The following is a 25,380-nucleotide window of genomic DNA, read 5'->3' as shown; positions in this document are numbered from 1 at the left end:
TGCGGACGCCCGGGCACCGGGCCGGCTCAGCCGGGCCGGAAGGCGACGCCCGGCTCAGGCGGGCCGGAGGGTGACGCGGAAGGTGGCGCCCTTGCCCTCGCTCGACGTGGCCGAGATCGTCCCGCCGTGCGCCTCGACCAGGGTGGCCGCGATCGACAGCCCGAGGCCGGACCCTCCGGCGCCGCGGGCCGGGTCGGCCCGGTAGAACCGCTCGAACACCCGCTCGGCCACCTCCTGCGGGAACCCCGGCCCCTCGTCGGCCACCTCCAGCACCGCGGCGCCGTCCTCGACCCCGACGCGGACCTGGAACGCCGTGCCGGGCGGCGTGTGGGTCAGCGCGTTCGTGACGAGGTTGCCCACCACCTGGCCGAGCCGCGGCTCGTCGCCCGTCACCATGACCGGGCCCTCTCCCCCGTCGAGCCGTACGAGGTCGATCCTGCGCTCGGGGGCCAGCGTCTGCGCGTCGATGACGGCGGTGGCGGCGAGGCTGAGCAGGTCCACGGGTCGCAGGTCGAGCGCGCGCCGCTGGTCGAGCCTGGCCAGCAGCAGCATGTCCTCGACCAGCAGCCCCATCCGCGCGGCCTGCCCCTCGATCCTGCCGAGCAGCCGCACCGCCTCTCCGAGGTCCTTGTCCTCGCCCAGCCGGTACAGCTCCGCGAACCCCCTGATGGACGTCAGCGGCGTGCGCAGCTCGTGCGAGGCGTCGGCCATGAACCTGCGCATCAGCTCCTCGGAGCGCCGCGCCGCGTCGGCCGACCTGCGGGCCGACTCGGCCGCCGCCTCGCGCTCGCGCACGGCCACCTCGATGCGGGCCAGCATGGTGTTGAGCGCCCTGCCCAGCTTGCCGACCTCCGTGGTGGCCGCCCACAGCGGCACCCGGCGCGACAGGTCGCCGCCCGCGATGCCCTTGGCGGTCCGCGCGATCTCCCCGAGGGGGCGCAGGCTGCGGCGTACGAGCCAGTAGCAGGCGAAGCCGAGCACGAGCAGGATGCCGCCGCCGCCGACGCCCACGATGACGCCGAGCTGGGAGACGGTGGCGTCGACGTCGCCCAGGCTGACGGCGATGACGCGGCTCTCGCCGTCGCGCACCGGGATGGCGACGACCCGCCAGCTCGGCCCCTCGCCGCCGCGCGACTCCACGGTGAACGGCCGTCCCCCGAGCGCGGCGACGCCCGCGGCGGTGAGCCGCGGCAGGTCGGGCGTGTGCGTCTCGGTGGACTCGCTGACGGTCCGCACGACCAGGCCGTTCGCGTCGAGGACGACGGCGTGGAACAGGCCGAAGAAGCGCTGCGGGCGCGGCGCGGCCGGCGGCTCGCGCTGCGGCGGCGGCTCACGCATGGGCGTGCTGGCGGCCCTGAGCTGCTGGTCGACCCGCTCGACCAGGTAGCCGCGCAGCAGCCGCACCGCGAACAGCCCGGTCAGCGCGATGGCGAGGGTGACCAGCAACAGGGTGGCGGAGACCAGGCGCAGCCACAGCGGGGTGCGCGCGAGGTGCTTCCTCATTCCTTCGGCGCGCGCAGGATGTAGCCGACGCCGCGCAGGGTGTGGAGGTACTTGGGGTCGCCGGTGTCGATCTTGCGGCGGAGGTAGGAGACGTACGACTCGACCAGGCCGACGTCGGTGCGCCAGTCACCGTTCCAGACGTTGTCCAGGATCTGCGTCTTCGACAGCACTCGCCCCGCGTTGAGCATGAAGTACCGTAGCAGCCGGAACTCGGTGGGCGACAACCTCACCGGCGTGCCGTCGCGCCACGCCTCGTGGCTCTCCTCGTCCAGCTCCAGATCGCCGGCCCGCAGCCGGTTCGGCGGGGGCGCGCCGCGCCTGGTCCTGCGCAGCACGGCCCTGATGCGGGCGATGACCTCCTCCAGGCTGAACGGCTTGGTGACGTAGTCCTCGCCGAGCCCGAGGCCGGCGAGGCGGTCCTCCGGCGTGTCCTTGGCGGTGACGAACAGCACCGGCACCCGCCGGCCGCGCGAGCGCAGCCGGGCCGCGACCGCCATGCCGTCGATGTCGGGCAGCATCATGTCGAGCATGACCAGGTCGGGGCTGCTCTCCTCGGCCACCTTGAGCGCCTGCCTGCCGTCGGCGGCCGTCAGCACCTCGAACCCGGCCATGCGCAGGCTCGCCGAGAACAGCTCCCTGATGTTCGGCTCGTCGTCGACGACCAGCAGTCTGGCCTCGGGCTCGCTCATCGGCCGAAGCCTCCCCCTTCGGTGATCGAGGACGCCGCCACCGTGCCGTCCTGCCCCCGCTGCCCGCGGACCACGACGGTGCTGCCCGGCTTCAGGTCCGACACCTCGCCGGGGGCGGTGACGCGGACGGCGGTCTCGCCGGTGGTGGTCACCGTGACCGTGGAGCCGTCCGTCGTCAAGACGTAGACCTTGCCGTCCTCGACCTTCTCCACCGTCCCCATCGTGCCGCCCCCGCCCTGCGCCGCGCCGCGCTGGCCGTAGCCGCCCGGCAGGCCGCCCGCGCCGGGCTGCCGCTGCCCGGCGAACGTCCCTGACAGCCCGGACGGCGCGGACGCCGCGGACGGCGAGCCGGACAGCCGGCCCGCCTGGATGCCGATGAGGATCCCGGCGACCAGGACGACGCCCGCGGCCAGGCCCACCGTCAGCCTGGACACGCCCCTGCGCGGCTGCGCCGCCAGCTCCTCCCGCAGGTCGTCCTGGAACGGCGAGGAGTCGAGCTCCGCCATGTGATGTGTCTCCTTCACTCGTGACGCAACGCCTGGATCGGCCTGAGCCCAGCCGCCCGGTTGGCGGGGTAACCACCGAAGAACAGCCCGATCCCCACCGACACGCCCAGCGCGAGCGCGACCGACGACGGCACGAGGACCGGCTGGATGCCGGCGATGGCGAACCTCGTCCCCGCGAACGCCACCAGCACCCCGAGCAGCCCGCCGACGAGGCTGAGCAGGGTGGCCTCCATGAGGAACTGGCCGAGGATCGCGCCCCTGGGCGCGCCGACGGCCTTGCGGATGCCGATCTCGCGGGTGCGCTCGGTCACCGTGACCAGCATGATGTTCGTGATGCCGATGCCGCCCACCAGCAGCGAGATGGCCGCGACGGCGGCGAGCAGCACCGTGAACGTGCCGGTCGCCTCGCTGACCGTCTCCTGCAGGGTGGCCTGGTTGAGTATGCGGTAGTCGGGGCTGGTCGTGACGCCGTGCCGCTGGTTGAGCACCGCGGTCACCTCGGCCTGGGCCGTCGTGGTGGCGGCGGCCCCGGTGGCCTGCACGACGATCGAGCTGAGCGAGCCGAACCCGCTCAGGCTCTGCTGCACGGCAGGCAGCGGGGCGACGGCGACGTCGTCGGCGTCCTGCGTCCCGCTGGAGCCGGCCTCCTTCAGCACCCCCACCACGGTGAACGGCACGCCCGACACGCTGACCTGCTTGCCGACGGGATCGACCGTGCCGAACAGCTCCTCGACGACGGTGCGGCCCAGCACGATCACCTTGCGCGCCGCGAGCACGTCGTCGTTGAAGAAGTACGTGCCCTGCTCGACGGGCTTGTTGGTGGCCTCGAAGTAGCTCGGGTAGGTGCCGACGAGCTGCGCGACGGAGTGGCTGGCGGCGCCGTACGCGGCGGTCGCGGAACCGGCCGTGACGACCGGCGACACGCTCCTGACGGACGGCGCCGCCGCCCTGTCGGTGAGGGCCTTCGCGTCGGCCAGGGTGAGCGGCCTGGCCTGGGTGCGCGGCCCGGTGTTGCCGCCCCCGCCGCCCCCGGGGCCGCCGAACCCGCCGCCGCCCGAGAACGACGGCGAGATCGTCAGCGTGTTGGCGCCCAGCCGCTGGATGTTCTGCTGGATGCTGCGCGACGACCCCTCTCCGACCGCGACCAGCAGGATCACCGCCGCCACGCCGATGAGGATGCCGAGCGTGGTCAGCGCGCTGCGCATCTTGTTGGCGAGCAGGCCGCGCAGGGCGAAGCGGAGGATCTCGACCTGGTTCACCTGGCCGCCCCCGTCCGCCGGGGCGGCGGCCCGCCCACCGGCGCCTGGCGGCGGTCCTCGACGATCTCGCCGTCCACCAGCCTGATCACCCGCTTGGCGTGCGCGGCGACGTCGTCCTCGTGCGTGATGAGGACGATCGTGCGTCCTGACTCGCTCAGCTCGTCCAGGATGCGCAGCACGTCCCTGGTGGAGGCGGTGTCGAGGTTGCCGGTGGGCTCGTCCGCGAGCAGCAGCGCCGGCGCCGTCACCAGTGCCCTGGCCACCGCGACCCGCTGCTGCTGGCCGCCCGAGAGCTGGTTCGGCTCGTGGTGGACGCGCTCGGCCAGGCCGACCCGCTCCAGCGCCTCCAGCGCGCGGGCGCGGCGCTCCGCCTGGCCGACGCCGCCGTAGACGAGCGGCAGCTCCACGTTGGCCAGCGCGCTCATGCGCGGGATCAGGTTGAACGACTGGAAGACGAACCCCACCCTGCGGTTGCGCAGGACCGCGAGCCGGTGCTCGTCCAGGCTGCCGACGTCCGCGCCGTCGATCAGGTACCGGCCGGAGGTGGGGACGTCCAGGCAGCCCAGGATGTTCATGAGCGTGGACTTGCCTGAGCCGGACGCGCCCATGACGGCCACATAGTCGCCGCGCTCCACCTCCAGCGAGACGCCGCGCAGCGCGCGCACCTTCGCGTCGCCCTCGCCGTACTCCTTGACGAGGTCCTTCACCTGCAGGACGGGGGCCGTCATCGCCCGCCTCCCGGCATGCCGCCGCCGGGGAAGCCGCCGCCGCCGAAACCGCCCTGGCGCGGGCCGTTGCCCATGGTGCCCGTCGTCGCCGTGGCGGGGGGCACGATCAGGTCGCCCTCCGACACGCCCGACGTGATCTCGGTGAGCGCGCCGCCCCGCACGCCGACCTCGACCGGCGTCCTGACCTGGCGGCCGTCCCTCAGCAGCGTCACCGTCGTCTGGCCGCCGCTCGTGGACACCGCCGTGGACGGCACCGTGACCACGTTCTCGGCCCGGCCGACCTCCACCTCCACCGTGGCGGTCTGGCCCAGCCGCACCTGCGCGGGCGCCTTCGCGAACGTCACGGTGACCGGGTACTGCACGACGTTGTCGCTGGTGGCCGCGACCGGCTGGATCTGGGTGACCTTCCCGGCGGCGGTCACGCCGGGCAGGGCGTCGAACGTGATCGCGGCCGTCTGGCCCTTCTTCAGCCTGGCGACGTCCGACTCGGTGAACGAGCCGACGATCCGCAGCTTCGCGGGGTCGGCCAGCTCGACGAAGCCGGACCCCTGGCCGGAGGTCTGCGACGCCGCTGACGCCGTCCCCCCGGCTCCCCCGGAACCTCCGGAACCTCCGGACCCCGCCGACGCCGAGCCCGAGGACGTCCCCGACGCCGACCCGCCGACCGCCCCGTTCACGGCCGTGACCGTGCCCGCGAACGGCGCCTTCAGCACGGTCGCCGCGACGGCCCGCCTGGCCTCCCTGTAGGCGTTGCGTGCCTTGACGTAGGCGGCGTAGAGCTTCGCGGTGGACGTGCCGTCCTCGGCCGCGCCGTCGTAGGCGGCCTTCGCGGCCGACAGGTTCTCCCGCGCGACGGCGTCGTCCAGCGTCGCCAGGATGTCGCCCTTGGCGACCTTGTCCCCGGCCTTGACGTACACGCGCTCGACCGTGCCGCTCACCCCGAACGACAGCGACCTGCTCCGCGCGCTCTCCACCGCGCCGGAGGCGGACACCGCCGCCACCACCGTGCCGCGTCCCGCGGTCACCGTCCTGACGGTCACGTCGCCCGCGGCCGGGTCCGTGCCGAGCTGGGCGTAGGCGAGCACGGCACCGCCCAGCAGGAGCACCGTCAGCGCTCCGTTGGTCATCAGCGCTCTGCGCCTCGTCGACACCTTCACAGCCGGTGACCCTTGCACACGAGCCTGCGCCGCAGCCGCGAGCGAGCTGAAGGTTCGCTGACAACGGCGGCGGGCGTCCCGGCGCTCCCGGGGAACTCTGAGCCCGCTCGCAGGCCCGCGTGAACCTGCGCGGCCATGATGGAACGCCATGAGACGGACTTTCGCGCTGGGCGGGCTCGCCCTCGCCGTGCTCGCCGCCGGAGGCGGCCTGGCGCTCGCGCTCGGGGACGACGCCCCGCCCGCCGTCCAGGTACGGCTGGCCGCCGCGCGGCGCGGCCTGGTCACGGCCTCGGTGACGGCGGCGGGCAGCACCGTGGACGGCTCCCGCAGGGACCTGGCCTTCGGCGCGCCGGGCACGGTGACCAAGGTGTACGTCAAGGCCGGGGCCAGGGTACGCAAGGGGCAGGTGCTGGCCAGGATCGACAGCCGCACCGCCCGCGAGGGCCACGCCGCCGCGAAGGCGGACCTGGCCGCCGCCGAGGAAGCCCTCACCGACGCCTCGTCGGCCACCTGCACGCCGTCGTCACCCGCCGCGCCGGGAGCCGGGGGCGCCCTCGGCCCGTCCGGCCCGCCGCAGGGAGCAGCGTCGCCGCCGGCGACGCGGGACGCCGGTGCGGCTCCCACGCAGCCGCAGCCCGCACCTGAGGCCACCGCCACGGTCACGGTGACCGCCACGGCGACCGTCACCGCGACGGCCACCGCCACCGTCACCGCGACCGTCACCACCACGGCCACCGCCACGGCCAGGGCCACCTCGACCGTCACCGCCCCTCCGGGCGGCGGCGCAACCCCTGGGGGCGGCGCCTCAGGCGGTGGGGAGCCGGGGGGCACGCCCGGCGACGGCGCGCCCGGTGACGTCCCCGGAGGCGGCGCGCGGGAGTCCGGGGCGCCGTCCCCCGCCCCGTCGGCCTCCCCGTCCCCCACGGGGACGCGCCCGCCGAGCGGACGGCCCACCACCGGCCCGAGCACCGGCCCGAGCACCAGGCCGAGCACCGGGCCGAGCACCAGGCCGAGCACCGGGCCGAGCACCGGGCCCGGCGGCAGGAAGAACGGCGGAACCTCCGGCCGGCCGGGCACGGACGCCACGCCGGGCACGTCCGGGAACGGCGGCGCCTGCGGCGCGGGCGGCACGAGCAAGGAGCAGGCCGAGGCGGACGTCGACCGCGCCGAGGCGGCGCTGGAGGAGGCGGCCGACGCCGTCCGGGCGACCAGGATCGTCGCCCCCGTCGCCGGGACCGTGCTGTCGGTCGCCGGCTCCCCCGGCGACGCGGCGGGGAGCAGCACGTTCATCAGCCTGGGCGACCTCGACGAGCTGCAGGTCGAGGCCATGGTCACCGAGTCGGACGTGAACCGGCTCAAGCTCGGCCAGCGGGCCCGCGTCACCCTGGCCACCCGTCCTGGCGAGACGTACGAGGGCGCCGTCACCCACATCGCGCCGACCGCGACCGTGGACGGCAGGCTCGTCCGGTACGCGGTGACGGTCTCGTTCGACGACCCGCCCGCCGGGCTCATGCTCGGCCAGTCCGCCTCGGTCACCGTGACGACGGGGACCTCCGAGGACGCCCTGTACGTCCCGGCGTCGGCGGTGCGCAGCCGCCCCGACGGCACCTCCGTCGTGACCGTGCGGTCGGGCGGGAGGGACGCGGCGAGGACCGTCAAGACCGGGGTGCGCGGCGACCAGTACGTCGAGGTGGTGTCCGGGCTGGGCGAGCGCGACCAGGTGGTGATCTCCGGCGGGGCCTCCGGCGAGTTCCCTGACCCGAGCTGGCCGGGGGCCTGAAGCGAATCCGCAGCCCGCTTTCAGCTTCCTCCCAGCGAACCGGGGAACCCGCGCCCCGGACGGGACGGGGAGGCGGCGTGCCCGCGCGGCTGAACAGGCGGCGCGTGTACCGGGGCCACCCGAAGCGGTGACGCGCCTGCCCAGCCGGACGGCCGGAGAGGGCAAGACGGTCAGTCGCGGCCGGACGGCCGGAGAGGGCAAGATGGTCAGTCGCGGCCGGGCGGGCCCGCGTGGGCCGCGGCGGCGTCCCGGGCCGCCTGCGACGGCGGCCGCTCGGAGGCCGGGATGGTCACGCGGTGCGCGGTCCTCGCCGGGGCGCCCTTGCGGGAGATGTAGTCGAGAGTGCGGAAGTCGACCGACAGCTCGTCGCGGGTCAACCTGGCCATGAGGTAGCCGCGCCGCTGGTCGATGAAGGAGATGTGCGGGTTCTCCTGGAGCGCCTCGGCGATCCACGTCCTGTCGCGGTAGCCGTCGCCGTCGCTGGCGATGGACGTGGTGACGAGTTCCCTGGCCACCACCGGCGCGTCCGGGTCGTCGAAGTCGGTCTTCAGCTCGGCCAGGTGGTGCATGTGCGCGTCGCCGGTGAGCACGACCGGGTTGGACGTGCCCGCGAGCGACCCGAGCAGCCGCGTCCGCTCGGCGGCGTAGCCGTCCCACGAGTCGAGGTTCACCTCACGACCCGGGCCGACCTTGTAGTCGCGCTGCGCCATCATGATCTGCTGGCCGAGCAGGTTCCACCGGGTGCCGGAGCCGCGCAGCCCCTCCTCCAGCCAGCGCCACTGGCCGGCGCCGAGCAGGGTGCGCCGCGCGTCCAGCCGTTCGTCGCAACCGGCCCGCACGCCGTCGAGGCACGCCTGGTCGTCGCGGAACTGCCGGGTGTCGAGCAGGTGGAAGCGGGCGAGCGTCCCCCAGGAGACGCGCCGGTTCACCCGCAGGACGGCGCCCTGGAGGCTGCCGCGCCGCAGCGGCATGTTCTCGTAGTAGGCGCGGAAGGCGTCGGCCCTGCGGCGGGTGAACCCGGCGGCGCCGGTGCTGGAGACGTCGCCCGCCCAGTTGTTCTCGATCTCGTGGTCGTCGAACGCCGCCAGCCACGGCGCGACCGCGTGCGCGGCCTGCAGGTCGGGGTCGCTCTTGTACTGGGCGTGCCGCAGCCGGTAGTCGGCCAGCGTCTCGCACTTGCCGGGGCTGTGGGTGCGGACCCGGCCGGCCAGGGCGGTGTAGCCGCTGGGGGCGTACTCGTACATGTAGTCGCCGAGGAAGACGACCAGCTCCGGCTCCTGCTCGGCGAGGCGGCGGTAGGCGCCGTAGTAGCCGTGCTCGTAGTGGGCGCAGGCGGCCACCGCGAACGTCAGCGGCGCCTCGCCCGCGGACGCCGTCCTGGTGCGCCCGGCCGGGGACACCCTGCCCTCGCTCCTGAACCGGTAGAAGTAGTCGCGGCCGGGTTCGAGCCCGGCGACCTCGACGTGGACGCTGTGCGCCGCCCCGGGCCGGGCGGCGGCGGTGCCGGACCTGACGACGGTCGAGAAGCGCTCGTCGGCGGCGACCTGCCACTCCACGTCCACGTCGCGCGACGGCATGCCGCCGCGCCCGTCGCCGCTCAGCGGGTCGGCGGCCAGGCGCGTCCACAGGACGAAGCCGTCGGCGGACGGGTCGCCGGAGGCCACGCCCAGGGTGAAGGGGTCGGTCGCGAGGGTTCTGGTGGTGCGCGGGGTGAGCAGGGTGGCGGCCGAAGCCGCGAGGAAGGATCTGCGGTCCACGCCACCAGGTATGTCCCGCCGCGCTGACCCTGCCGTGACAGCCGAGTCAAGGACGGATGAACAACGTCGGTCCTCCTCTCCCCCTCCGCCCTGGTCACGCCGCGACGCGAAGTGGAGGGGAGGTCCCTTTCGACCGCTCACGCCGCGACCCGAGAGGGAGAAACGGTCCCTCCCGGCCGGTCACGCCGCGCCCCCCAGAGGGAGAAGCGGTCCCTCCCGGCCGGTCACGCCGCGACCCCGAGAGGGAGGGGCGGCCTCTTCTGCCGGGTCAGGCGTCGCCGGGCAGCAGGGGCAGGGGCCGCGTCATGGGCGGGGCCGCCAGGTCGGCCTCCAGGCGGCGGGTGTGGACGTCGGTGCCGTTGCGGGCGTCGAACCTGGCCGCGATCTCCCTGGCGCCCGCCTCCATCGCCGCGCGCAGCTCCGGCACCGGCACCTCGCGCCCGCCCCGCAGGACCGTCAGGCCGCCGTGCCCGGTCTCCTCCAGGCGGCGCAGCACGAGCGCCGCCCCCACCATGAACGGCTGGGCGTGGCCGGGCGACGGCGGCCGGTCGAGCAGGGGCAGCTCGCGCTGGAGGATCTCCAGGCCGCGCGCCTCGTTCCCGGTGCGGGCGCAGAACGCCAGGTGCTCGCCGAGGTCGTCGAGGGAGGCGAGGTCGCCCTGGCACAGCCGGTACGCCTTCCTGTGGGCCTCGGCGGCCTCCTCGGGCCGGGAGGTCCTGAGGTAGATCGGCAGCATGGCGGTGAGGATGCCCTGCGGCTGGGAGGAGCAGGTGAACGTGCCGGACACGACCGGCGCGGCCAGCGCCACCGCCTCCTCGTCGCGGCCGAGGCAGGCCAGGGCGGACGCGCGCGCGCCGATGTCGCACGCCTGGCAGTCGGACAGGTCGTCGCGCGGCTGGACGTGCCAGCGGTGGAACCACTCGGCGAGGCCCTCGTCGTCGCCGAGGTGCCTGGCCATGCCGCAGCGGGCGGCGTACACGGCGTGCAGGAGGCCACCGGCCTGGCGGTAGCGGCGTTCCATGTCGTCGAGCGCGTCGAGGGCGCGCCGCAGCGGGATCTCGGGGAACCGCCGGATGCTGCCCATGATCCATTTGAACTGCCAGAGCAGGCCCCTGACCTGCCGCTCCTCGAACGAGCCCGGCTCGGCGTCGTACGCGGCGAGGTTGCGCGTGAACGTGGCGAACGCCTTCACCGGCTCGCCGCCGTGCTGGTAGGCCCTGGTGAGGTCGAGCCGCGCCTGGATGACGAGCTTCGGGTCGCGGAGGTCCTCGGCGGCGCGCAGCGCCCCTTCGAGCAGGACCGTCCTGGCCTCGCCGTACGGCAGGTCCCACGCGTCGGCGAGCATCCGGTACACCTGGTACGCCTCAGTCACGGCCGTGGCCTCCCTGGACGGCCCAGTCGAGCAGGCCGAGGAACGAGCGGTTGAGCGCGGCCGTGTCGGCGGGCCGCAGCGGGTGGTGGCCGTGCAGCAGGGCCATGCCGTACAGCGCCTCGACGGCGGTGGCGGCGAGCGACAGGTCGGGCAGGCCGGTGACGCGCCAGACGAGCGGGTTGCGGTGGTTGAGCACGAGGCTGGGCCGGTCGGCGGCGACCGAGCGCTCCAGGGCGCCGAGCACGTCGGCCCACAGCTCGTCGCCGGCGTCGCGGGCGTCGCGCAGCTCGGCGTGGTGGCGGGCGGCGCGGCTGGTCAGGTAGAGGGCGGGCAGCGCGGCAGGGTCGAAGTCGCGCAGCACCACCTGGCAGCCGAGCGGGTCGAGCGCGCGGGCCGCGGCGGCGAGGAAGGGGCGGGCGCGCAGCTCGGCGTCCGGGTCGGCGGGCCCGAGGCGGGTGGCCAGCTCGCCCGGGTCGAGCCGGTCGAGCCGGGCGGCGGGGTCGATCCTGGGCAGCGCGGCGAGGATCTCGGCGTCGTGGACGTAGCCGGCGTTGACCAGGCCGACGCCCTGCGCGGCGGAGACGGCGGCGAGCTGGCGGAACTCGTCGACGCTGGTGGTGTAGCGGCCCTGCGGGTGGACGGCCCTGAACGCGGCCAGGGTCATCGGGCCCGCGCTGGTCTCGAACTCGAGCCGCCGGTCGACGAGCCTGAGCAGGTCGTCGTCGTGCAGCGCGAGCGCCTTGACGCCGAGGTGGTGCAGGGCGAGGAAGGCCCGCAGGCGTTCCGGCTCGGTCTCGGCGAGGCGGACGAGCCAGTCGCGCAGCTGACGGCCCAGCTCGTCGCGGGTGTGCGCGAGCAGGTCGTCGTCGTACAGCGCCTCGCGGCCGGCGGTGGGGCGCAGCTCGGTGGCGTCGACGACGCAGCGGGCGAAGAACGCCCAGTCGGGCAGCAGGCCGTCGGCGCTGTCGCTGAGGAGCATGCGCTTGAGGTAGACGCGGTGCGCGCCGCGGACGGCGGGGTTGGCGGGGGCGGGCAGGATGCAGGCGACGCCGGTGAGCCCGGCCTCGGGCACGGCGAGGTCGACGACGTCGAGCGGGACGAAGCCGAACTGCTCCTCGCCGTAGGCGCGCAGCGCGGAGCGCCTGGCGGCGGGCGAGGCGTGCCCGGCCAGCCACGGCGGCCCGTCGAGCGTGACGCCGCGGCCGTTGACGGTCACCTCGAACGGCAGCAGGGCGCCGTACAGCCGGGCCAGCTCGGTGACGGTGCGCCCGGTCACCCACTCGGCGGCGTCGGGGCGGGCCCTCAGGGTGACGGTGGTGCCGGGCTCGGCCCATTCCGTCGCTGCGGGCTCGACCCGGTAGCGGCCGTCGGACGTGCCGGTCCACCGGATGGTGGGCCCGCCGCGGGCGGACCTGGTCTCGACGGTGATCTCGTCGGCGACGAGGAAGCCCGACAGCAGGCCGATGCCGAACTGGCCGAGGAACTCGTGGCGGGAGAAGCCCAGCTCGTCGCGCTTGGACGAGCGGCCGATGGTGGCCAGCAGGACGTGGACCTCGTGCTCGGTCAGGCCGATGCCGGTGTCGCTGACGCTGACGAGGCCGCCGCCCCGGGCGTCGCCGCCGGGGTCGGTCACGGTGACGGTCACCGCGGCGGGCGCGCCGGGCTCGGCGGCCCGGCGCGCGGTGATCGCGTCGGTCGCGTTCTGGAGCAGCTCGCGCACGTAGACGCGCGGGCTGGAGTACAGGTGGCGGCTGAGCAGGTCGACCACGCCGCGCAGGTCGACTTGGAAGGCGTTGTCCATCCGCGCCACCCTAGATCACGGCTCTGACATCCCGCGGGTCGCGGCGTCAGGGCTCCTGGGCGGCCAGCCGCACCGACCGCAGCGACTCGCGCAGGGCGGGGGCGCCGGTGAAGTGGATGCCGGTCATGCCGGCCTCCTCGGCCCCCTTGACGTTCTCGGCGCGGTCGTCGATGAAGACGATCTCGGACGGGTGGGTCTCCAGCTCGCGGGCGAGCTCGTCGAAGATCTCCCTGTCGGGCTTCACCAGGCCCATCCTGCCGCTGTAGAAGCGCCGCGCGATGGACCTGACCCACGGCAGCTCGTCCAGGCCGTCGGCGATGCAGACGGGGGCGTTGGACAGCAGCGCCACGTCGTCGCCCGCGTCGAGCAGCTCGCCGAGGATGGCGACGGTGCCCTCGTCGGGGTAGGCCCAGCTCGCGATGTCCATGGCGACCAGGCGGGCCACCTCGGCCGCGGCCGCGGGCCTGCCCAGCACCGCCGACCAGTACGCGGCCGGCGTGAGCGCGGCCCGGTCGAACTCCAGCCGGTGCTCCCAGTAGGCGCGCTTGAACGCCTCAGGCTCCGCGCCCACCGCCCGCGCCATCGCGTCGGCGTCGGACTCGGGCTGGTGCAGGGACAGGACGCTGCCGTAGTCGAAGACAATCCACGTCATACGAGGAATGGTCGCAGATGCGGATCGAGCGCGGGGCAGCCCAGGTATTTCTCGACCGTGTGGAAGTCGATCCAGTCGAGGTTGACCAGTTCCTCGACGTCCACGCCGGCGAAACTTTCACGCAGATCGGGGGGTATGGCCGCGATGTCGTCCTTGTCGGCGATGTTCACCCAGCGGGCGACCCCCTTCGGCCGCTCGCCCCGCCCGTCGACCGGGGCGGGCAGCAGGCGCTCGAAGACGACGTTGCGCATGCCGAGCGGGCTGCCGAGGGTGACGAGGAGGTCCACCCGCAGCTCGGGGTTGGCCCACAGGGCCTCGTAGGTGACGACGCTGCCGAGCGAGTGCGCGACCACCACCGAGGGCTCGCGCCTGCGGATGGTGTCGGCCACCGCCTGGCGGGCCCGCTCGCGCCGCGCCTGGTCGGTCAGGTACACCGCCACCTCGGGCGCGAACAGCTCGGCGAACGCCGCCGAGCGCGCGTCGAGCCTGCCGAGCAGCCAGCCGGTGAACGACTTCAGCGCGCCGGTGACGTGCTCGCCCACCCCGAGGTTCCTCGCCCACTCGACGAGGACGCGCTGCGTGGCCTCCTCCGCCGCCGCCCGCGTCCTGGGGCCGCCCGTCTGCTGCCCCTCGCGGAGGTGGTGGGCGTAGAAGGCGATCTCGCTGAAGTACGGCCTGGCCTCCCCGCCGAGCCCCGCCCGCAGGTAACGGTCCCACTTGAGCCGCATGGCCTCGGCCGCGCCTCCGGCCGACCCTCCCGCGTCCAGGTAGTAGCCGTACTTGCCGATCCCGTGCACGCCGACGATGCCGCCCACGGCGCCCCTTCCCCTCCCGTACCGGATGATCGACCATCTTGGCAGGGAAATGCCGTTGCGGCGGGCCCACCCCGCCCGGATACGGTGGCAGAAGACATACGCGATATCCGCGACGCGAACAGGAGCGCACTCCCATGCCCGGCCCGCTGGTCGTCAACGACGCCGTCGTCATCCCCGACGCCGAGCTCGTCTGGCGTTTCTCACGCTCGTCCGGCCCGGGCGGGCAGGGCGTCAACACCACCGACAGCCGGGTGGAGCTGGTGTTCGACGTGGCGGCCAGCACGGCGCTGCCCCCGGTGCTCAAGGCCCGCGCGCTGGAGCGGCTGGGCGCGGCGACCATCACGGTCGTCGCGTCGGAGTACCGCTCCCAGCTGCGCAACAGGGAGGCGGCCGAGCACCGGCTGGCGCAGCGGCTGCGCGAGGCGATCGCGCCGCCGCCGAAGCGGCGGCGTCCGACGAAGCCGAGCAGGGGCGCGGTGGAGCGGCGCATCGCCGCCAAGAAGCACCGCTCCGACGTCAAGCGCCTGCGCAGGGAGTTCTGACCCGCCAGGGCTCAGCGGGACAGGGCGGGCTCGCGCACCAGAGGGGCACGCTCGCGCACGGCGAGCGGCACGGCGAGCGGCACGGCCAGCGGCCCAGCGATCGGCCCAGCGATCGGCACGGCCATCGCGGCCGGCTCGCACACGGTCTCACGCACCGGCTCACGCACCGGCTCGCACACAGTCTCACGCACCGACGCGGGCACGGCCCCCGGCGCAGGCTCGGGCACGTGGAGGCGCGCGTGGACGGGGGCCGGGCAGAGCTGGGCGAGCACCGCGACCACCTGGTCACGCAGGTACGACGGCGCGAGGCGCCCGTCGTCCTCGAAGTGGCGGCAGTCGGGCGAGATCACCAGCTCGCCGCCCATCACCACCGCGCCCGCCGCCAGCAGCCGCTTGTACAGCTCCGCCTGCGCCCACATCGCGCCGCAGGCCCGCGCGCTCGCGCTCATGACCGCGACGTGCCTGCCGGACAGCTCGCCGGCGGCGGTCAGCCAGTCCAGGGCGTGGGCCAGCTCGGCGGGCAGCAGGCTGTGCTCGGGCGCGGTCAGCAGGACGCCGTCGCACCCGGCGACGGCCCGGACGAGGTCGCGCACCGGCTCCGGCGGCCGCCCCGCGGCGTGCGGCGGGACGTACGGCGGGATGTCGCGGAGCCCGTCCCAGCGGGTGAGGCGCACGCCCACGGGCAGCTCGCCGCCCGCCGCGTCCAGCAGTCTGTTGATGAACGATCCCGCGTGGAGGCTGGCGGCGATTCCGGTGATTTTCACCCTCTACTCCCATGGGGCTCGGTGTTAGCGGAAAACTGCCCGATGCCGTGGATGTCCAAGACCAGCTGCTGGTCAAGAGGCGCACTAGGGATGAACCTCGCGCGCCACGGGGAGCAAGGGCGTCCGTGATCGGGCCTGGCATGGGGAGTCACCGGCTTGTGCTGCCCCAGCCGTCCCGCGTCTAACTCCGGGACCTCAGGAAGCGTGAGAGGTCAGGCGGCGCCGCCGTCGCGGGGGCGGCGGAAGACGAGGATGAGCACGCGCAGCACGAGGATCGCGCAGATCACCAGCAGGTTGTAGCCGATGAGCTGGAAGAGCGTGGTCGTGCTCGTCACGCGCGGGCCGCCTTCGACACCGAGCAGGAGCACCGCCATCAGCCCGGCGGTGGCGCCGAGCACGGTGAGGAGCACCTGGTGGACCAGCCCGGTGAGGTAGCGGCGGTCGCGTTCGTCGGCGAGGAGCCGCACGCTCAGGGCGAGCCGGCCGTGCTCGGCGGCGCTGGCGATGCGCTCGACCCGGCGGGGCAGGCGGCGCAGCGTCGGCAGGAGCGCGGTGAGCTCCTGCGTGACGGCCTCCTTGACGGTGCCGGGCGCGACCTGCGCGGCGAGGTACCGGTCGGCGAACGCGCGGGCCTCGCCGATCAGGTCGAACCCGGGCGACAGCCTGACCAGGGTGCCCTCCAGGGTGGCCAGCGCGCGGAAGACCGCGGCCACCTCGGGCGGGACGGACAGCCCGTGGACGGAGACGATCCTGAACAGGTCGGTGAACATCTGGACGCTGTTCATGCCGGGCCCGAGGTGCCTGGCCATGAACTGGCCGAGCGCGCGTTCGAGCGCGGGCTCGTCGATCTCCTCGGGCCTCGGCACGACCTCCAGCAGGGCGTCGGTGACGCCGAGGGGGTCCTGCCTGTTCATGGCGAACAGGAAGCGCTGCAGCGCGGCGCGCACGGAGGCGTCGAGGCGTCCGACGGAGCCGAAGTCGAGCAGGCCGAGGGTACCGTCGTCGAGCATCATGAGGTTGCCGGGGTGGGGGTCGGCGTGGAAGACGCCCTCGACGAGGATCTGCCTGAGCAGGCAGTCGAGCAGGTCGCGGGCGAGCCTCGGGCCCTGCTCGGGCGAGGCGGCGGTGACCGGCCTGCCGGACAGGCGCTGCATGACGAGCACGCGTCCGGTGCACAGGCCGGTGAACGGGACGGGGTAGGTGACGGGGTGGACCGCGCCGTCTCCGGCGGAGGCGGCGACGGCCGCCATGTTGGCCGCCTCGATCCGGAAGTCCAGTTCCTCCGTGATGGCGGCGGCGAACCCGTCGGCCAGGACGCGCAGGCCGAGCGAGCGGCCCCAGCGGGTCCTGGACTCCAGCGTGGCGGCCAGCCTCCTGACGATGTCGAGGTCCCTGGCGACGACGGTCCCGATGCCGGGCCGCTGCACCTTGACCACGACGTCCTCGCCGGAGTGCAGGCGGGCGGTGTAGGCCTGGGCGATCGAGGCGGCGGCCAGCGGCACGCGGTCGAACGCGGCGAAGACCTCCTCGACGGGCCCGCCCAGTTCGGCGGCGAGCACCGGCTCGACCTGCTCCCACGGCGCGGGCGCCACCTGGTCCTGCAGGCGCCCGAGCTCGTCGGCGAAGTCGGGCGGCAGCAGGTCGCGCCGGGTGGACAGCACCTGGCCGAGCTTGACGAAGGTGACGCCGCCCTCGTCGAGCGCCTGGCGCAGCGAGGTGGCCAGGCGCACCGTGGCGGTGCGGTCCTCGGGCCGGTCTCCCCTGCCCCTGAGGTACGGCCCGAGGCCGTGCCTGATGGCGATCCGCGTGATCTGCGAGTAGCGCCGCCCTCGCCGCACCCGTCCGCGTAAGGAGCGGAACGCCTCCAGCGGGCCGGGGACGGAGCCCGGCGGCACCAGCGCCTCGGCCAGCACGAGGATCACCATGGGGATGAGCACCACGCACATGACGACGAGGAACAGCAGCCACATCGGCCCGATGCCGGGGTCGGCGCCCGTGCCGACGCCCCGGAAGCTGTCGAGTATCGGCGAGAGCATCGGCGGGGCGAGCGCGAAGGCGAGCAGCGCGGCCAGGAAGGTCCTGACCACGCCGAGCCGTACGCCGAGCAGCCGCCGCGTCACCGCGGCCAGTGCGAGGATCATCAGCAGCGCGGTGACGGAGAGCGCCAGCCCGAGGGGTAGGTCCACGGGCACGGATCATCTCATGTCGGCTGCCCTGGCCCGGCGCTCCTCCCTGCGCTCGACGAACCTCGTGGCCGTCGTCTCGGTCTTGGCCAGGAACGCGGCGAGCTCCTCGCGGGCGCGCTCGCCGTCGGCGTCGAGCCCGGTCTTGTCGAACACCGACCACTGGCGCAGCACGGGCATGAGCACGTCGTCGAGGTGGAGGCGCAGGTCGTAGATGCCCTCATTGGCGATGATCATGGCCTTGCGGGCGAAGCCCGACATGCCCTGGCCGGGCATCTGGAAGGTGGTGACGACGTCGGTGACGGCCCGCATGGTCTGGTTGGGGTCGAGCTCGAAGGCCGCCTTGAGCAGGTTGCGGTAGAAGAGCATGTGCAGGTTCTCGTCGGCGGCGATCCTGGCGAGCAGGCGCTCGCAGCCCTCGTCGCCGGACGCCTTGCCGGTGTTGCGGTGGGCGATGCGGGTGGCCAGCTCCTGGAAGGAGACGTACGCGAGCTGCTGCAGCATCGTGCGGTAGTCGGTGATGAAGCCCTGCTCCATGTGGGCCATGCGGGCGCGTTCGAGCGCGACGGGGTCGACCGCGCGGGTGACGGTCAGGTAGTCGCGGATGGCGGTGCCGTGGCGGTCCTCCTCGGCGGTCCAGCGGTGCACCCAGGTGCCCCACGCGCCGTCGCGGCCGAAGGTGCTGGCGATCTCGTGGTGGTAGCTGGGGAGGTTGTCCTCGGTGAGGAGGTTGACGACGAGGGAGATGCGGGCGGCCTCGGGGATCTTCGAGTCGCTGTCCTGCCACGGCTGCCCCCCGTAGATGCCGTCGAAGTCGCGGCCTTCGCTCCACGGGATGTACTCGTGCGGGAACCACTCCTTGGCCATGGCGTGATGGCGGTCGAGCTCGCCTGCGACGACGGGTTCGAGCTCGTGCAGCAGCTCCGTCTGAGACATCGCCATAAAAGATCTTCCCTTTCAGGTTACGGTACCGTAGGTTAGGCTACCGGAAGGACGTACTGGTCAAATAGGGTGTCCGCATGCGACCCAGCGTCCGCGGCGTCCTCCTCGACCACGACGAGCGCCTCGTCCTCTTCCGGCGCACGGTGCCGGGCCGGGCCGTCTACTGGTCGGTGCCCGGAGGCCACGTCGAGCCTGAGGACGGGTCCCTGGAGCAGACCCTGCGCAGGGAGATGCTGGAGGAGCTCGGTGCGACGGTCGCCTCGGTCACCCCGCTCACCACGGTCACATACGCCTGGCAGGGGGGCGTCAAGACACAGCACGTGTACGGTTGCCGCTTGCTGACGATGGACCCGGGGCTGCGCCACGGGCCGGAGTTCGAGGACCCGGCCAGGGGCCTGTACGAGGTGGAGCGGGTGCCGCTGCGGGAGACCGAGATCACCTCGCGGCACCTCGTCCCCGAGGCGGTGGCGGCGTACCTGTCGGCGCACATCGCGACACTCCCCCGCCTGATCGCACCCGTGCCGGGTTAGCGGGAGCGGTCCTCGATCTCCCACAGGTGGTCGACGACGTGCCAGGCGGCGCGGCGCAGCGCGTAGCGGGGCGGCCAGCCCTGCTCCAGCGGCGGCTCCCACGGGCGGGCCAGCACGCCGGCCAGCTCGGCGCGCATGGCGTCGCGGTCCTCCCTCGACGCGTACGGCCGGTGCCGCACCCCCGACTTCCGCGCGTACGACCGCTCGGCCTCCTGCACGTGGTCCACGACCTTGGACAGGTCGCGACCGCCGCCCCTCGGCCCCTTGCGCAGTTCCTCCGGCGAGACCGCGGCCACCTCGTCGAACAGCTCCCAGGCGGCCCGCAGCAGCCGCACCTGCCGCTCCGCCTCGCCGGCGTCGATCGGCTCCAGGTCGAGGCCGGGAACGACGCCGGGGGCGCCGAAGTCGGTGGTGGCGTCGCCCGGCACCCGCGCCACGATCACGGGGTCGCCGGGCGCGAACGGCAGCCCGGCGCGGTCGGCGACGGCCCGGTAGCGCGGCGCGTACTCCATGAGCAGGCCGACGGCGACCTCCTCGCCCTTGGCGACGCGGCACCAGCCGGGCCAGTCGATCGAGCAGGCGAAGACCTTCTTCGGGCCTTCCTCCAGGTAGATACGGGTCATGGGACGAGTGTCGCAGGGAATCCTGCCGGGCCCTGTCAGGTTCCGGAGGCCCGCCCCGCTACAGGCCCCGTCCGCGACGGCCCGTCCGCCGGCGGCTCAGACGAGGTCGATCAGGTCGGCCACGGATTCGACGACGAGCGACGGCCGGTAGGGGAAACGCTCGATCTGCTCCCGCTGGGTGACGCCGGTCAGGACCAGGATGGTGAACAGCCCCGCCTCCATGCCGGAGACGATGTCGGTGTCCATGCGGTCGCCGATCATCGCGGTGGTCTCGCTGTGGCCCTCGATGGCGTTGAGCGCGCTGCGCATCATGCGGGGGTTGGGCTTGCCGACGAAGTAGGGGGCGACGCCGGTGGCCTTGGTGATGAGCGCGGCGACGGCGCCGCAGGCGGGCAGCGAGCCCTCGGTGGACGGGCCGACGGGGTCGGGGTTGGTGGCGATGAAGCGGGCGCCGCCCTCGATCAGCCGGATGGCGCGGGTGATCTGGGTGAAGCTGTAGGTGCGGGTCTCGCCGAGCACCACGTAGTCGGGGTCGAGGTCGGTGAGGACGTAGCCGACCTCGTGCAGCGCGGTGGTGAGCCCGGCCTCGCCGATCACGTACGCCGAGCCGCCGGGCCGCTGGTCGTCGAGGAACTGGGCGGTGGCCAGGGCGGAGGTCCAGATGGAGGCGGGAGGGACGTCGAGCCCGGCCGCGGCGAGCCGCACGGACAGGTCGCGCTGGGTGTAGATCGAGTTGTTGGTCAGGACGCGGAAGGGCTTGCCCGACTCGCTGAGCCGTTTGATGAATTCGTCCGCACCGGGGATCGGCCGTCCCTCGTGGACGAGAACGCCGTCCATGTCGGACAACCAGGAGTCGATCCGCTTACGCTGAGTCACGTCGTCATCGTACCGATCCGGTGCTCTCGACTTCCCGCCCGGTACGTGAACAATGTGCTCTATGTCGTTCACTGAAGCCGCCCAGGACATGCGGGACGAACTCATCCGGCTCCGGCACTCCCTGCACACCACGCCCGAGGTCGGCCTGCACCTGCCGCGCACGCAGGAGAAGGTCCTGGCGGCCCTGGACGGGCTGCCGCTGGAGGTCACGACGGGTACGGCGCTCAGCTCGGTCACCGCGGTGCTGCGCGGCGGCAGGCCGGGGCCCGCCGTGCTGCTGCGGGGCGACATGGACGCGCTGCCGGTGGCCGAGCGCAACGACCTGCCGTACATCTCCCAGCTCCCCGGGCAGATGCACGCCTGCGGCCACGACCTGCACACGACGATGCTGGCAGGCGCGGCGCACCTGCTCAGCGCGCGGCGCGAGGAGCTGGCCGGCGACGTCGTCTTCATGTTCCAGCCGGGCGAGGAGGGGCACGAGGGCGCCAAGCACATGATCGCCGAAGGCGTGCTGGAGGCGGCCGGCGGCCGGCCCGTCGCCGCGTACGGGATGCACGTCGTCTCCTCGATGCTGCCGCCCGGCCTGTTCGCGTCGCGGCCGGGGCCGATCATGGCGGCGGCCGACGTGTTCTCGGTGACCGTCAAGGGCCGCGGCGGACACGGTTCCAGCCCGCACCGGGCGCTCGACCCGATCCAGGCCGGCTGCGAGATGGTGACGGCCCTGCAGACGATGGTGACGCGCACGTTCGACGTCTTCGACCCGGTCGTGGTGACCGTCGGCAGCTTCCACGGCGGCTCGGCCGACAACGTCATCCCCGACGAGGCCCGCTTCGAGGCGACCGTCCGCACGTTCAGCAAGGAGAACCGCGTGCTGGTGAAGCGGCGGCTGGTCGAGGTCGTGCACGGCGTCGCCGCCGCGCACGGGCTGCACGCGGAGGCGTCGTTCGGCATGGGCTACCCGGTCACCGTCAACGACGCCGGCGAGGCGGACTTCGCCGGGCGCACCGCCGACGAGCTGTTCGGCGCCGGCAGGTACTTCGTCGCGCCGCAGCCCGTCATGGGGTCGGAGGACTTCTCGTACGTGCTGGAGGAGGTGCCGGGGGCGTTCGTCTTCCTCGGGGCCTGCCCGCCGGACCTCGACCCGGCGACGGCGCCGTACAACCATTCGCCCGAGGCGCTCTTCGACGACGGGGTGCTGCCCGACGGCGCCGCGCTCTACGCGGCGCTCGCGCACTCCCGACTGTCCTGAACCCCCGCGGCCCCGCCCCTCGCACCACCTCTCACGAGGCGACCACCGCGGGCGGGGCCACCGAGTCCTCCCCCGGGCCGACGTCCTGGTCGGTCAGCAGCCACCGGTCCCGCAGCCGCTCGAACATGAACGGGTACTCGGCGCTGACGCCGACCGACGAGGGCCAGGCCGCCCCCTTCTCCTGGGCCGCCCCGGCGGCCGCCGTGCGCCCGTCGTCGGAGACCCAGAGCTCCGAGGGTTCGAAGGACGTGAGCGCGGCCCGCTCGCCCTCGTCGAGGTCGCGGGCGAACGCGGCGACGGCCGTCCGGCAGTCGCTCGCCTCGTGACGGGCGGCGATCCGCCTGCGGTACTCGCCGGTCATCAGCTCGCACGCCACCTCGCCGTTGCCCGCGGTCACGGCGCTCAGCCACGCGGCCAGCGTCTGACGCGCCCCTCGCTCCCCTTCCTCGCGCCCGACCTCGGCGACGTCCGCCGCTTCCGCCCGGGTCATGTCCGGCTCTCCCGAGCAACCCGCCAGGACGCCGCACGCCACCAGGAACGCCGGTGCCCACCGTCGCATGGCCACTCCCCTTACGTTAATGGTCATAACTAAGTTACGGGCCATTATTCAGCCGGGGACGGGGCAGCACAAGATCGGCCGCGCGGAAGGGTTGCGCCCGCCGCCCCTGAGGCAGGAAGCCCTCATGAAGAGGAAGATGCGCGCCTGGGTGGTGGATCGGCCGGGGCCGATGGCGACGGGGCCGCTGCGGATGGTGGAGCGGGAGGTGCCCGAGCCGGGGCCGGGCGAGCTGCTGGTCCAGGTGGAGGTCTGCGGGGTGTGCCGTACGGACCTGCACCTGGCGGAGGGCGACCTCGCCCCACGCCGGCCCCGTACGACGCCCGGCCACCAGGTGGTGGGACGGGTGGTGGGCACCGGCGAGCGGGTGGGCGTGGCCTGGCTGCGCTCCACCTGCGGCCACTGCCGTCACTGTCTGCGCGGCGCGGAGAACCTGTGCCCGGCCTCCACCTACACGGGATGGGACGCCGACGGCGGCTTCGCCGAGTACGTGGTCGCGCCCGCCGCCTACGTCTACGCGCTGCCCGACGACGTCCCGGCCGAGCGCCTGGCGCCGCTGCTGTGCGCGGGCATCATCGGCTACCGGGCGCTGGCGCGCTGCGAGCTGCCGCCGGGCGGCCGGCTCGGCATCTACGGGTTCGGGGCGTCGGCGCACCTGACGGCGCAGGCCGCGATCGCGCAGGGCGCGACGGTGCACGCGGTGACCAGGTCGGCCGCCTCCAGGAGGCTCGCGCTGGAGCTGGGCGCGGCGTCGGCGGGCGACCGGCCGCCCGAGCCGCTGGACGCGGCCATCCTGTTCGCGCCCGTGGGCGACCTGGTGCCGCCGGCCCTGGAGGCCCTGGACCGGGGCGGGACGCTGGCCGTGGCGGGCATCCATCTGACCGACATCCCGCCGCTGAACTACGACAGGCACCTGTTCCAGGAGCGCACGCTGCGCAGCGTCACGGCCAACACGCGGGAGGACGGGCGGGCGTACCTGGAGCTCGCGCTGGCGCACCCGCCGCGGGTGGCGACGACCCCCTACCCGTTCGGGTCCGCGGACCAGGCTCTCGCCGATCTCGCCTCTGACCTGGTCAAAGGCGCTGCCGTACTGCGCATAGAGTGACGGTCCCCGATGACGCTCGGCGTCTTGAAGGCAGCCATGAAGGAAAGTTACATTAACCTCACAACATCTGGAGATTATTGACGCGGCACGTCCGCGATCGTAGGGTCCGGTCAATCCCTACAGATCCTCATCAGGTCAGACACTCCCCGGAGCGGCGCATGAAACGACTGGCAGCGGTAGTGGCGTTGCTGGGCCTTGCCACGGCCACCGCGTGCAGCGGTGGTTCCTCCAACGGTTCCGGAGGCGGTTCGGGCGGCGGTGGCGGGCTGTTCACGACGATCGACGTGAACCGGCCCGGCCTCGACGCGTCGGCTCCGGCCAACCCGTACAACCCCAAGGGCAACTCCTTCTCGGCGTTCAACGCCATGAAGATCGGGTGGGTCAAGAACCACCTGACCGACCCGAACCAGGCCCTCCCCGGCATCGCGGCGAGCTGGGAGATCGCTCCCGACAACTCCTCGATCACCCTGCACCTGCAGCCCAACGCCAAGTGGTCCGACGGCCAGCCCGTCACCGCCGAGGACGTCAAGCTGTCGATCGGCATCGCCTACACCCAGGGCAGCACCGCCTTCGCGGTGACCCCCGGCGCGGCCGGAGCCGCCGCCGACGTCACCGTCGTCGACGACAAGACCCTGAAGATCACGCAGGACATGGCCAACCCGAGCCCCAAGTTCGCCCGCGGCGTGCTCGACACCACGGTCGTCCCCGCCCACGTGTGGAAGGACGTCCTCCCCGCGGACTTCTGGGACAAGCTCAAGGCCGCGCGCGGCGAGGGCGCCGACGCCGAGAAGGCCCGCGAGGAGGTCACCGCGCTCGGCGAGAAGGTGCTCGCCTTCGCCCCCGCCAAGGACGTCTCCGCCGGCCCGTTCGTGCTGGAGCGGGTCAACCCCGGCGAGGCGCTGCTGGTCAAGAACAAGAACTTCTTCAACGCCGCCAACGTGGCCCCCGCCCAGGTGAAGTTCCTCAACTACACCGGCAACGAGCAGATCTGGAACTACCTCACCGCGGGCAAGCTCGACCACTCCGGCTTCGTCGCCGCCCCGACGGACGTCATGAACCGGATCAAGTCCGCCCCCGGCAACGAGGTCATCAAGGGCTACTCGCCGGTCGCGGTCGGCATGGCCTTCAACCAGTCCAAGAAGCCGTACGACAACGTGCACGTGCGCCGCGGCCTGGCCTACCTGATCAACCGCGACGAGGTCACCAAGGTCGCCTCCCCCGAGGGCGGCACCCCGGCGGTCACCACGTCCGGCATCCACCAGAAGGCCGCGCCCGCCTGGATCGGCGACACCGCCGCCCAGCTGGAGCCGTACAAGCCCGACCTGGCCAAGGCCGAGGAGGAGTTCAAGCAGGCCGGCCTGGAGAAGAAGGACGGCAAGTGGACCCTCGCCGACGGCAAGCCGTGGAAGGTGTCCATGCACGCGCCGGCCGGCTTCTCCGACTGGCTGTCGGCGCAGGAGAACATCAAGAGCCAGCTCATCAAGGCGGGCGTCGACGCCGAGGTGGTCACCACCGCCGACTACCCGCTGTACCTGGAGGAGCTGGCCGCGGGCAAGTACGACGTCGGCTTCTGGCTGATGGCGCTCGGCCCCGCGCCGTACGACATCTTCCAGCGCCTGTACGGCGCCTCCAACGGCTGGACCAACGTCGCGGGCAAGGTGCAGCACGCCGCCCCCGGCAAGAACGGCAACTGGATGGGCGGCCCCGAGGAGATCGAGGTCGACGGCACCAAGATCAACCCGGGTGAGCTCACGGCCAAGCTGAACACGGCCCCGGCCGAGGAGGCCAAGCCGATCATGGTTCAGCTCGCCAAGGCCGCCAACCAGGACCTCCCGGTCATCCAGCTCTGGGACTACGTCAACAACCAGTTCGTCAACAACAGCCGGTTCACCGGCTGGCCGCACGACGACGAGATCCTCCGCCTCGGCTCTGGCGTGCTCGCGTCGGGCGTGTGGATCCAGCTCGGCATGATCAAGCCAAAGCAGTAGGAG

General features: G+C 73.4%; 23 protein-coding genes. 6 read left to right on the top strand and 17 right to left on the bottom strand.

Annotated elements, in window-relative coordinates; translation table 11 throughout:
* Positions 1-54 precede the first annotated feature (54 nt).
* From BMX74_RS24405 to BMX74_RS24380, 6 genes are read right to left on the bottom strand one after another with little or no spacing between them, the layout of a single operon-like run.
* Positions 55-1,503, bottom strand: a complete 1,449-nt coding sequence (locus tag BMX74_RS24405; protein WP_091103040.1) for a sensor histidine kinase — start codon at positions 1,501-1,503, stop codon at positions 55-57.
* The gene (locus tag BMX74_RS24400) at positions 1,500-2,192 is read right to left on the bottom strand and encodes a response regulator transcription factor (RefSeq protein WP_055502827.1); all 693 of its coding nucleotides are present in this window, start codon (positions 2,190-2,192) and stop codon (positions 1,500-1,502) included. Before BMX74_RS24400 ends, BMX74_RS24405 begins: the two co-directional genes overlap by 4 nt.
* Complete coding sequence (locus BMX74_RS24395) at positions 2,189-2,698, bottom strand: hypothetical protein (protein WP_091103039.1); 510 nt, start codon at positions 2,696-2,698, stop codon at positions 2,189-2,191. The genes BMX74_RS24400 and BMX74_RS24395 overlap by 4 nt, the downstream gene beginning before the upstream one ends.
* A 14-nt stretch (positions 2,699-2,712) precedes the next feature.
* On the bottom strand, positions 2,713-3,957 hold the full coding sequence (locus tag BMX74_RS24390; RefSeq protein ID WP_091103037.1) for an ABC transporter permease: 1,245 nt from the start codon (positions 3,955-3,957) through the stop codon (positions 2,713-2,715).
* Positions 3,954-4,685: an ABC transporter ATP-binding protein gene (locus BMX74_RS24385; protein ID WP_091103036.1), complete on the bottom strand. Its 732-nt coding sequence runs from the start codon at positions 4,683-4,685 to the stop codon at positions 3,954-3,956. Before BMX74_RS24385 ends, BMX74_RS24390 begins: the two co-directional genes overlap by 4 nt.
* Positions 4,682-5,812: an efflux RND transporter periplasmic adaptor subunit gene (locus BMX74_RS24380; RefSeq protein WP_091103034.1), complete on the bottom strand. Its 1,131-nt coding sequence runs from the start codon at positions 5,810-5,812 to the stop codon at positions 4,682-4,684. The genes BMX74_RS24385 and BMX74_RS24380 overlap by 4 nt, the downstream gene beginning before the upstream one ends.
* A gap of 178 nt (positions 5,813-5,990) precedes the next feature.
* Here BMX74_RS24380 and BMX74_RS24375 point away from each other — a divergent pair, with 178 nt between their 5' ends.
* On the top strand, positions 5,991-7,622 hold the full coding sequence (locus BMX74_RS24375; RefSeq protein WP_091103033.1) for an efflux RND transporter periplasmic adaptor subunit: 1,632 nt from the start codon (positions 5,991-5,993) through the stop codon (positions 7,620-7,622).
* A 206-nt stretch (positions 7,623-7,828) separates the two neighbouring features.
* On the opposite strand, the gene BMX74_RS24370 is transcribed toward BMX74_RS24375, so the two are convergent.
* The 5 genes from BMX74_RS24370 to BMX74_RS24350 form a co-directional block, all read right to left on the bottom strand.
* Complete coding sequence (locus BMX74_RS24370; protein ID WP_091103031.1) at positions 7,829-9,379, bottom strand: alkaline phosphatase D family protein; 1,551 nt, start codon at positions 9,377-9,379, stop codon at positions 7,829-7,831.
* Between the two features lie 268 nt (positions 9,380-9,647).
* Positions 9,648-10,751 (bottom strand): hypothetical protein, encoded by a 1,104-nt coding sequence (locus BMX74_RS24365; protein ID WP_091103029.1) that lies wholly within the window; start codon positions 10,749-10,751, stop codon positions 9,648-9,650.
* Positions 10,744-12,552: an HSP90 family protein gene (locus BMX74_RS24360; RefSeq protein WP_091103028.1), complete on the bottom strand. Its 1,809-nt coding sequence runs from the start codon at positions 12,550-12,552 to the stop codon at positions 10,744-10,746. Before BMX74_RS24360 ends, BMX74_RS24365 begins: the two co-directional genes overlap by 8 nt.
* Positions 12,553-12,598: 46 nt before the next feature.
* Positions 12,599-13,204 (bottom strand): HAD family hydrolase, encoded by a 606-nt coding sequence (locus tag BMX74_RS24355; RefSeq protein ID WP_055502835.1) that lies wholly within the window; start codon positions 13,202-13,204, stop codon positions 12,599-12,601.
* The gene (locus BMX74_RS24350; RefSeq protein WP_091103026.1) at positions 13,201-14,019 is read right to left on the bottom strand and encodes a hypothetical protein; all 819 of its coding nucleotides are present in this window, start codon (positions 14,017-14,019) and stop codon (positions 13,201-13,203) included. The genes BMX74_RS24355 and BMX74_RS24350 overlap by 4 nt, the downstream gene beginning before the upstream one ends.
* Before the next feature lie 134 nt (positions 14,020-14,153).
* Between BMX74_RS24350 and arfB the strand changes: the two genes are divergently transcribed.
* Positions 14,154-14,561 carry an alternative ribosome rescue aminoacyl-tRNA hydrolase ArfB gene (gene arfB / locus BMX74_RS24345; protein WP_055502837.1) on the top strand — a complete coding sequence of 136 codons (408 nt, stop codon included), beginning with the start codon at positions 14,154-14,156 and terminating at the stop codon, positions 14,559-14,561.
* An 11-nt stretch (positions 14,562-14,572) separates the two neighbouring features.
* Here the strand turns inward: arfB and BMX74_RS24340 are convergent, their stop codons facing one another.
* The 3 genes from BMX74_RS24340 to BMX74_RS24330 form a co-directional block, all read right to left on the bottom strand.
* Positions 14,573-15,325 carry an NADPH-dependent FMN reductase gene (locus BMX74_RS24340; RefSeq protein ID WP_091103024.1) on the bottom strand — a complete coding sequence of 251 codons (753 nt, stop codon included), beginning with the start codon at positions 15,323-15,325 and terminating at the stop codon, positions 14,573-14,575.
* Between the two features lie 212 nt (positions 15,326-15,537).
* Positions 15,538-17,511, bottom strand: a complete 1,974-nt coding sequence (locus BMX74_RS24335) for an ABC1 kinase family protein (protein ID WP_091103023.1) — start codon at positions 17,509-17,511, stop codon at positions 15,538-15,540.
* Positions 17,512-17,520: 9 nt separating this feature from the next.
* On the bottom strand, positions 17,521-18,444 hold the full coding sequence (locus BMX74_RS24330) for an acyl-ACP desaturase (protein WP_337959861.1): 924 nt from the start codon (positions 18,442-18,444) through the stop codon (positions 17,521-17,523).
* 83 nt (positions 18,445-18,527) lie between these two features.
* Here BMX74_RS24330 and BMX74_RS24325 point away from each other — a divergent pair, with 83 nt between their 5' ends.
* Positions 18,528-18,980: an NUDIX hydrolase gene (locus BMX74_RS24325; RefSeq protein ID WP_091103021.1), complete on the top strand. Its 453-nt coding sequence runs from the start codon at positions 18,528-18,530 to the stop codon at positions 18,978-18,980.
* On the opposite strand, the gene BMX74_RS24320 is transcribed toward BMX74_RS24325, so the two are convergent.
* Both BMX74_RS24320 and BMX74_RS24315 read right to left on the bottom strand, forming a co-directional pair.
* A complete protein-coding gene (locus BMX74_RS24320; protein ID WP_091103019.1) occupies positions 18,977-19,603 on the bottom strand; it encodes a hypothetical protein in 627 nt (208 codons plus the stop codon). The genes BMX74_RS24325 and BMX74_RS24320 overlap by 4 nt on opposite strands.
* Positions 19,604-19,699: 96 nt before the next feature.
* Positions 19,700-20,479: an HAD-IIA family hydrolase gene (locus tag BMX74_RS24315; RefSeq protein ID WP_055502842.1), complete on the bottom strand. Its 780-nt coding sequence runs from the start codon at positions 20,477-20,479 to the stop codon at positions 19,700-19,702.
* A 61-nt stretch (positions 20,480-20,540) separates the two neighbouring features.
* Between BMX74_RS24315 and BMX74_RS24310 the strand changes: the two genes are divergently transcribed.
* Positions 20,541-21,728 (top strand): M20 metallopeptidase family protein, encoded by a 1,188-nt coding sequence (locus tag BMX74_RS24310; protein ID WP_055502843.1) that lies wholly within the window; start codon positions 20,541-20,543, stop codon positions 21,726-21,728.
* Positions 21,729-21,759: 31 nt separating this feature from the next.
* Here BMX74_RS24310 and BMX74_RS24305 read toward each other — a convergent pair whose 3' ends face one another.
* Positions 21,760-22,287, bottom strand: coding sequence for a hypothetical protein (locus BMX74_RS24305; RefSeq protein WP_143078751.1), 528 nt, complete (start codon positions 22,285-22,287; stop codon positions 21,760-21,762).
* Positions 22,288-22,411: 124 nt separating this feature from the next.
* On the opposite strand from BMX74_RS24305, the gene BMX74_RS24300 reads away from it, so the two are divergent.
* Together BMX74_RS24300 and BMX74_RS24295 are read left to right on the top strand one after the other, a co-directional pair.
* Positions 22,412-23,389: a zinc-dependent alcohol dehydrogenase family protein gene (locus BMX74_RS24300; protein WP_256257249.1), complete on the top strand. Its 978-nt coding sequence runs from the start codon at positions 22,412-22,414 to the stop codon at positions 23,387-23,389.
* Positions 23,390-23,547: 158 nt separating this feature from the next.
* The gene (locus BMX74_RS24295; protein WP_177227492.1) at positions 23,548-25,377 is read left to right on the top strand and encodes an ABC transporter substrate-binding protein; all 1,830 of its coding nucleotides are present in this window, start codon (positions 23,548-23,550) and stop codon (positions 25,375-25,377) included.
* Positions 25,378-25,380: the final 3 nt, after the last annotated feature.

It is taken from the genome of Nonomuraea pusilla (assembly GCF_900109355.1).
Lineage (GTDB): Bacteria > Actinomycetota > Actinomycetes > Streptosporangiales > Streptosporangiaceae > Nonomuraea > Nonomuraea pusilla.
Note: the sequence above shows the minus strand (reverse complement) of the source record. Positions and strands in the feature narration are given on the sequence as shown.

What these genes read in the sequence shown, in the direction of transcription:
- BMX74_RS24405 (WP_091103040.1), bottom strand. Translation starts at nt 1,503, where the DNA reads ATGAGGAAGCACCTCGCGCGCACCCCGCTGTGGCTGCGCCTGGTCTCC.
- BMX74_RS24400 (WP_055502827.1), bottom strand. Translation starts at nt 2,192, where the DNA reads ATGAGCGAGCCCGAGGCCAGACTGCTGGTCGTCGACGACGAGCCGAAC.
- BMX74_RS24395 (WP_091103039.1), bottom strand. Translation starts at nt 2,698, where the DNA reads ATGGCGGAGCTCGACTCCTCGCCGTTCCAGGACGACCTGCGGGAGGAG.
- BMX74_RS24385 (WP_091103036.1), bottom strand. Translation starts at nt 4,685, where the DNA reads ATGACGGCCCCCGTCCTGCAGGTGAAGGACCTCGTCAAGGAGTACGGC.
- BMX74_RS24380 (WP_091103034.1), bottom strand. Translation starts at nt 5,812, where the DNA reads ATGACCAACGGAGCGCTGACGGTGCTCCTGCTGGGCGGTGCCGTGCTC.
- BMX74_RS24375 (WP_091103033.1), top strand. Translation starts at nt 5,991, where the DNA reads ATGAGACGGACTTTCGCGCTGGGCGGGCTCGCCCTCGCCGTGCTCGCC.
- BMX74_RS24360 (WP_091103028.1), bottom strand. Translation starts at nt 12,552, where the DNA reads ATGGACAACGCCTTCCAAGTCGACCTGCGCGGCGTGGTCGACCTGCTC.
- BMX74_RS24355 (WP_055502835.1), bottom strand. Translation starts at nt 13,204, where the DNA reads ATGACGTGGATTGTCTTCGACTACGGCAGCGTCCTGTCCCTGCACCAG.
- arfB (WP_055502837.1), top strand. Translation starts at nt 14,154, where the DNA reads ATGCCCGGCCCGCTGGTCGTCAACGACGCCGTCGTCATCCCCGACGCC.
- BMX74_RS24330 (WP_337959861.1), bottom strand. Translation starts at nt 18,444, where the DNA reads ATGTCTCAGACGGAGCTGCTGCACGAGCTCGAACCCGTCGTCGCAGGC.
- BMX74_RS24325 (WP_091103021.1), top strand. Translation starts at nt 18,528, where the DNA reads ATGCGACCCAGCGTCCGCGGCGTCCTCCTCGACCACGACGAGCGCCTC.
- BMX74_RS24320 (WP_091103019.1), bottom strand. Translation starts at nt 19,603, where the DNA reads ATGACCCGTATCTACCTGGAGGAAGGCCCGAAGAAGGTCTTCGCCTGC.
- BMX74_RS24310 (WP_055502843.1), top strand. Translation starts at nt 20,541, where the DNA reads ATGTCGTTCACTGAAGCCGCCCAGGACATGCGGGACGAACTCATCCGG.
- BMX74_RS24305 (WP_143078751.1), bottom strand. Translation starts at nt 22,287, where the DNA reads ATGCGACGGTGGGCACCGGCGTTCCTGGTGGCGTGCGGCGTCCTGGCG.
- BMX74_RS24300 (WP_256257249.1), top strand. Translation starts at nt 22,412, where the DNA reads ATGAAGAGGAAGATGCGCGCCTGGGTGGTGGATCGGCCGGGGCCGATG.
- BMX74_RS24295 (WP_177227492.1), top strand. Translation starts at nt 23,548, where the DNA reads ATGAAACGACTGGCAGCGGTAGTGGCGTTGCTGGGCCTTGCCACGGCC.